Origin of the sequence: Cedecea sp. VD22 (assembly GCF_037150195.1) — a bacterium.
Lineage (GTDB): Bacteria > Pseudomonadota > Gammaproteobacteria > Enterobacterales > Enterobacteriaceae > Cedecea.
In genome coordinates, this window is the sequence record NZ_JBBCPX010000031.1 from 1 (window position 1) to 4,438 (window position 4,438).

The 4,438-nt window shown below is 48.5% G+C and carries 4 protein-coding genes, 4 tRNA genes and 1 rRNA gene; 1 reads left to right on the forward strand and 8 read right to left on the reverse strand.

The window, feature by feature from the left end:
* The 5 genes from WFK85_RS23200 to WFK85_RS23220 form a co-directional block, all read right to left on the reverse strand.
* On the reverse strand, positions 1-208 hold a 208-nt coding region (locus WFK85_RS23200; protein ID WP_021242225.1), incomplete at its 3' end, for a GTP-binding protein.
* Positions 209-320: 112 nt separating this feature from the next.
* Positions 321-396 (reverse strand) — tRNA-Thr (locus tag WFK85_RS23205).
* Positions 397-405: 9 nt separating this feature from the next.
* A tRNA-Gly gene (locus WFK85_RS23210) sits at positions 406-480 on the reverse strand.
* Positions 481-597: 117 nt separating this feature from the next.
* Positions 598-682: transfer RNA gene (locus WFK85_RS23215), tRNA-Tyr, on the reverse strand.
* A 12-nt stretch (positions 683-694) separates the two neighbouring features.
* Positions 695-770, reverse strand: a tRNA-Thr gene (locus WFK85_RS23220).
* A gap of 453 nt (positions 771-1,223) precedes the next feature.
* On the opposite strand from WFK85_RS23220, the gene coaA reads away from it, so the two are divergent.
* The gene (coaA, locus tag WFK85_RS23225) at positions 1,224-2,177 is read left to right on the forward strand and encodes a type I pantothenate kinase (RefSeq protein WP_034808670.1); all 954 of its coding nucleotides are present in this window, start codon (positions 1,224-1,226) and stop codon (positions 2,175-2,177) included.
* Positions 2,178-2,204: 27 nt separating this feature from the next.
* Here coaA and birA read toward each other — a convergent pair whose 3' ends face one another.
* From birA to rrf, 3 genes are all read right to left on the reverse strand, one after another.
* Positions 2,205-3,167, reverse strand: a complete 963-nt coding sequence (birA, locus tag WFK85_RS23230) for a bifunctional biotin--[acetyl-CoA-carboxylase] ligase/biotin operon repressor BirA (RefSeq protein ID WP_336709911.1) — start codon at positions 3,165-3,167, stop codon at positions 2,205-2,207.
* Entirely contained in the window at positions 3,164-4,192 is a 1,029-nt protein-coding gene (gene murB / locus WFK85_RS23235) for a UDP-N-acetylmuramate dehydrogenase (protein WP_336709913.1), read from the reverse strand. Before murB ends, birA begins: the two co-directional genes overlap by 4 nt.
* A 130-nt stretch (positions 4,193-4,322) precedes the next feature.
* Positions 4,323-4,438, reverse strand: a 5S ribosomal RNA gene (gene rrf, locus WFK85_RS23240).

A 4,438-nucleotide genomic window follows, 5' to 3' on the forward strand; every position in this document is an offset into this window, starting at 1 on the left:
ACTCAACGTGGGAGGTGTTGATGGTGATACCACGAGCTTTTTCTTCTGGTGCGTTATCGATCTGGTCGAATGCACGAGCAGAACCACCGTAGGTTTTAGCCAGAACGGTAGTGATTGCAGCGGTCAGCGTTGTTTTACCATGGTCAACGTGGCCGATAGTACCGACGTTAACGTGCGGTTTTGTACGTTCAAACTTTTCTTTAGACATCGATTGTCCCTCTAAGACACGGATAAATCGGTGATATCACCACATCAACCAGGCATATGCCTGAATTAGCTGAATGCATTAACAGAAGAGAAACAGGGAGGAGATAAAGAAGTGGTGCTGATAGGCAGATTCGAACTGCCGACCTCACCCTTACCAAGGGTGCGCTCTACCAACTGAGCTATATCAGCACATCTTGTTGGAGCGGGCAGTGGGAATCGAACCCACATCATCAGCTTGGAAGGCTGAGGTAATAGCCATTATACGATGCCCGCATCCTGGAACTCGGCTACCTGAATCTTTCTGTAGTGAATATGAGAGAAGGCCTCTCAGTATTCGGGTCGACAAACTGTTCGTTTATCGCACCGGGCTTCGCAATGCGTTGCCGAATATGGTGGTGGGGGAAGGATTCGAACCTTCGAAGTCGATGACGGCAGATTTACAGTCTGCTCCCTTTGGCCGCTCGGGAACCCCACCTGGGGTACTTGATGGTGCCGGCTACCGGAATCGAACTGGTGACCTACTGATTACAAGTCAGTTGCTCTACCTACTGAGCTAAGCCGGCATCAAGTAGCGCGCATTCTAGGAAGAGAGCGCCGCTCATGCAACAAAAAAATCGCATAAAATGCACTACCGCTCACATTTTGCGCTAGATCTCGAGAATATGGTGGCTAAAGCACCAATTGAGAGCAAATTTTCATCGTTCCCGGCATCCGTTTTTCCTGGGAGTAGGCGCCTGACGATGCCTGAATGACAAATAATAATCATCAGAAATAAGACTGCCCCTCTAAAATGGCTCGCAGCCCCTTCTTTCACTGTAAGCGCAACGTGATGTACCCGCCGTAATACATCACTGTTGTTGATTTTTTCTTATCGTTCTCTTCATTCAGGTGTTACCCTCCTGCCCACTGTTGAAAAGTTAAATACGCGGCATACTTTTTATACACAACGTCTGATTACTTGCGTTCGAGAATGTAGCGCGTAAATTTTGTCCTGAATTACAGGCAGAAGCATGCTTATGAGTAATAAAGAGCAAATGTTGGCAACAACCCCTTATCTACAATTTGACCGGAGCCAATGGGCAGCATTGCGCGACTCTGTTCCCATGACGTTAACCGAAGGGGAAATCGCCCGGTTAAAAGGCATTAACGAAGACCTTTCCCTGGAAGAGGTGGCGGAGATTTACCTGCCGCTGTCTCGTCTGCTCAATTTCTATATCAGTTCAAACCTGCGGCGCCAGGCGGTACTCGAGCAGTTCCTTGGCACCAATGGCCAACGTATTCCCTACATCATCAGTATTGCGGGAAGTGTGGCTGTCGGAAAGAGCACGACAGCGCGTGTGCTGCAGGCGCTACTCAGCCGTTGGCCTGAGCACCGTCAAGTTGAACTGATCACCACCGACGGCTTCCTTCATCCAAATAAAGTGCTTAAAGAGCGCAATTTGATGAAGAAGAAAGGCTTCCCGCAATCCTATGATATGCATCGTCTGGTGAAATTTGTCTCCGACATCAAATCGGGTGCAACCAACGTGACGGCGCCGGTGTACTCACATTTGGTGTACGACGTGATCCCCGACGGCGATAAGACCGTTGCCCAGCCGGATATCTTGATTCTGGAAGGGTTAAACGTTCTGCAAAGCGGAATGGATTATCCCCACGATCCACATCATGTATTTGTTTCTGACTTCGTAGATTTTTCTATATATGTAGATGCGCCGGAAGAGCTATTACAGAATTGGTATATAAATCGGTTCTTAAAATTCCGTGAAGGTGCATTCACCGATCCAAACTCTTATTTCCACAGCTATGCAAAGCTCTCTAAAGATGAAGCCATAAATATTGCAACGCAGCTATGGAATGAAATTAATTTATTGAATTTAAAACAAAACATATTACCAACTCGCGATCGCGCAAGCTTGATTATGACAAAAAGTGCTAATCATGCTGTTGATTGTGTCAAACTGAGAAAATAATAAGATGAGGGGGAATTCCCCCTCTCTTTAATTTGCGCCGCGCAGAGAAATCTCACCGCCAACCCAAGCTTTTATTACTCCGTCCTGCTCCAACAATAATCCACCCTGCTCATTAATGCCTCGAGATATTCCATGGACCTCTCGTTCCCCAATAATGAGTTTTACCGGTCGATTGATGAAGTTATCCAGTTTTTCCCAACGAGGCAGGAACGGTAATAAACTTTCCTGCTCAAACAGCTGTAGTGCCGTACGTAACTCCTGGATTAGAGTGACCGCTAGCGTATTCCTGTCAATACGGATGCCAGCTTCCTGGAGGTTGATCCATCCCTGATTAATCACATCTGTAGCAACATTACGCATCGCAAGATTAATCCCAGCACCGATAACGATTTGCGCGGCATCTCCCGTTTTCCCGGTGAGTTCAACCAAAATACCGGCGAGCTTGCGGTCGTTCAGATAGAGGTCGTTTGGCCATTTTACCCTGACGTCTTCAGCGCCAAGGCGTTGTAATACTTCCGCCATCACAATGCCAATAACCAGACTGAGTCCAATTGCCGCAGCTGGCCCCTGTTCCAGACGCCAGTACATGGACAAATAGAGATTTGCTCCAAAGGGCGAGAACCACTGACGGCCTCGTCTTCCACGCCCGGCCTGCTGATATTCGGCTATGCAGGAATCACCAGATTGAAGGGAATTGAGGCGATCAAGCAGGTATTGGTTGGTGGAATCAATCACCGGAAGGACAGCCACGCTCCCGTCAGCTATTTGTGACGTAATAAAACCTTCATCCAGTAACTGGATAGGCTCCGGCAAACTATATCCTTTCCCCGGCACGGTGAATACATCAATCCCCCAGTCTCGCAGAGTCTGTACATGCTTATTAATAGCCGCACGACTCATCCCTAACTGCTCACCCAGTTGCTCACCTGAATGAAACTCACCGTCTGCCAGAATACTAATTAACGTTAACGGAACCCGATTGTCTTTCACCCGATAGTCTCCACGGCACTGACTTCCCCTTTGCTCGCCATAAAGCGAACTTCTGGTTCAAGCCAGACATCAAACTTTTCACCAACCTGTTGGCGTACGTAGTGTGCAAGGGCAACAATATCTGCGCTGCTGGCATTTTCTTCGTTAATGATGACCAAAGCCTGTTGCCGATGAATCGCGGCTCCACCAATGCGGTATCCCTTCAACTGACATTGATCGATCAGCCAACCTGCTGCAAGTTTAACGCTGCCGTCTGGCTGAGGGTAATGGGGGACGTTCGCGCCACAAGAAATCAGTTTTTCTGCCTGTTCCGCGCTAATAACGGGGTTTTTGAAGAAACTACCGGCATTACCATTCACTTTTGGATCGGGCAGCTTCGAGCTCCTCATATTGCAGACGCTTTCAAAAACCTGCTGGGGTGTAACGGTCGACGGATCCAGTTTACTCAGGTCGCCGTAGCTGAGAACCGGCCTCCAGGCTTTAGGCAATCGATAGCCAACGGCTACAATTGCAAAGCGGTCCTGGTAGTCATGTTTAAAGATGCTGTCCCGGTAGCCAAAGCGGCATTCTGCGTTTGTTAAACGCAATGCCTGGCCATTACTTAGCTCAACGCAATCGACATAGTTACATACCTGTTTAATTTCAACACCATATGCACCAATGTTTTGAATGGGCGATGAGCCAGCACAGCCCGGTATCAGAGCAAGGTTTTCCAGACCTGGCATGCCTTGTTGGAGAGTATATTCCACGAAGTGATGCCAGTTTTCACCAGCACCGACATGGAGCAACCAGGCATCATCCGTCTCAGCAATTTCAATCCCTTTAATACGATTGATAATGACCGTGCCTTCGAAGTTTTCGAGGAAAAGAACATTACTCCCTTCCCCAAGGATAAGTACCGGCTGATGAGCCTGCGTCGATTCTGCCCACGCTTCAGTAAGCTGTTGTACAGATTCAGCGATAACAATATGTGCCGCAGTTGCCTGAATACCGAAAGTATTGAAGGGTTTAAGAGAGGAGTTCATGTCAGCCATTTTCCGGAATATAAACCAGAATAGTTTACCCGATCCTGTTGAGAATGGCTTGTCTGTCTCAGTAGAACGCGCACAGCAAAAAGGCCCAGTCTTTCGACTGAGCCTTTCGCTTTTATTTGATGCCTGGCAGTTCCCTACTCTCGCATGGGGAGACCCCACACTACCATCGGCGCTACGGCGTTTCACTTCTGAGTTCGGCATGGGGTCAGGTGGGACCACCGCGCTACGGCCGCCAGG

What these genes read in the sequence shown, in the direction of transcription:
- murB (WP_336709913.1), bottom strand. Translation starts at nt 4,192, where the DNA reads ATGAACTCCTCTCTTAAACCCTTCAATACTTTCGGTATTCAGGCAACT.
- coaA (WP_034808670.1), top strand. Translation starts at nt 1,224, where the DNA reads ATGAGTAATAAAGAGCAAATGTTGGCAACAACCCCTTATCTACAATTT.